Origin of the sequence: Sinorhizobium kostiense (genome assembly GCF_017874595.1) — a bacterium.
Classification (GTDB): Bacteria; Pseudomonadota; Alphaproteobacteria; order Rhizobiales; family Rhizobiaceae; genus Sinorhizobium; species Sinorhizobium kostiense.
Genome location: NZ_JAGILA010000024.1, coordinates 1 through 1,311, shown reverse-complemented (window position 1 = coordinate 1,311; position 1,311 = coordinate 1). Strand labels below are relative to the sequence as shown.

Annotated in this window: 1 protein-coding gene and 1 pseudogene; both read right to left on the bottom strand. The window is 62.2% G+C overall.

All coding sequences use genetic code 11. From position 1 onward, the window contains the following. The coding region (locus tag J2Z31_RS29070) for an IS91 family transposase (RefSeq protein ID WP_209607218.1) at window positions 1–306 on the bottom strand (306 nt) is incomplete at its 3' end. Window positions 307–313: 7 nt separating this feature from the next. Then, a pseudogene (locus tag J2Z31_RS29065) lies at window positions 314–1,190 on the bottom strand (tyrosine-type recombinase/integrase). Window positions 1,191–1,311 lie beyond the last annotated feature (121 nt).

The window sequence follows — 1,311 nt, the reverse complement described above, 5'->3', positions numbered from 1 at the left end:
CGGCAGCGTGAAGACGACGTGAAAGTACTGAGTGTCGAGGAGCTCGGCGCGGCGATCCTCCAGCCATTGCGCTCGGGCCAGCGATTGGCAGCGGGGGCAATGCCTGTCGCGGCAGCTGTTGAAGGCGATGCGCCGGTGGCCGCATTGATCGCACGCTTCGACGTGGCCGCCGAGGGCAGCAGTCCGGCACAACTCGATCGCCGTCATGACACGGCGCTGAGCAGTGGACAGCGATGTGTGCTGGGCACGATAGGCCTCACCGTAGCGACGGAATATATCCGCCACTTCCGGCCCTGAACGGACCATCGGGAGCTCAGAAATACTGAGGCTTGCCGAGCGGCGGCGGGGTGGGCGCTGGACGTGGCAAAAGCTCGAAGGGGCTCGCCGTGCCGCAGACCTTGTTGGTGGCGATGCGCAGGTAATGGGCGGTGGTTGCAAGACTGCGGTGACCGAGCAGCAGTTGAATGGTGCGCACGTCGGCGCCGGCCTCCAGGAGATGGACGGCGAAGCCGTACCGCAAACTGTGCGGCGTCACCGGTTTGGACAAGCGGGAGAGATCGTGCGCTTTCGCGCAAGCTTGCCCGACCGCATCCCTTGGATGGCCGGCGCGATCGCCGGGGAAGAGCCACTCCTTTGGCCGCCGCGTCCTCCAATAATCTCGCAGGATCTCCAGCAGCTTCGGCGATAGCATCACATAGCGGTCCTTCTGGCCTTTGCCCTGCTCGACACGGACGACCATTCTCTGGCTGTCGATGTCCGTGGGCTTCAGGTGCACCGCTTCCGAGATGCGCAAACCGGCCGCATAGCACGTGGTCAAGATGGCGTGAATGTTTAAGATCAAGCACGCAGCCGAGAAACTGCTGCACTTCATCAGGGCTGAGGATGATTGGCAGTTTCTGTGGCTTCCTGGGAAGCGGGAGGACCTCTTCCGGCACCCAATCCCTTTCGAGTGTCAAATTGAAGAGAAAGCGCACCGCCGAAAGGGCGATGTGGATCGAGCCCGGCGCCAGCTTCTTCTCGTTGGCCAGATAGACCTGATAGGTCCGGCTGTCCTCGCGACCGAGCAAGTCGGGCGCCTTGCCGAAGTGTCGTGCAAACAGCGATACCTGCTGCAGATACGAGTGCTGGGTATTGAGCGAAAGATTGCGCACCTGCATGTCTTCGCTCATGCGCTGGCGAAGTGGGGTCATGATGAGCTCCTCTGTCCGATGGAATGGGCTGCAACCAGCCGTCCCATCCTCGCGCAGTTGGGGCTCCTACTGAATACCTGACCTCCTTGCCGCTCCGGCGTAGCGGAGCGGGTTAGTCCAA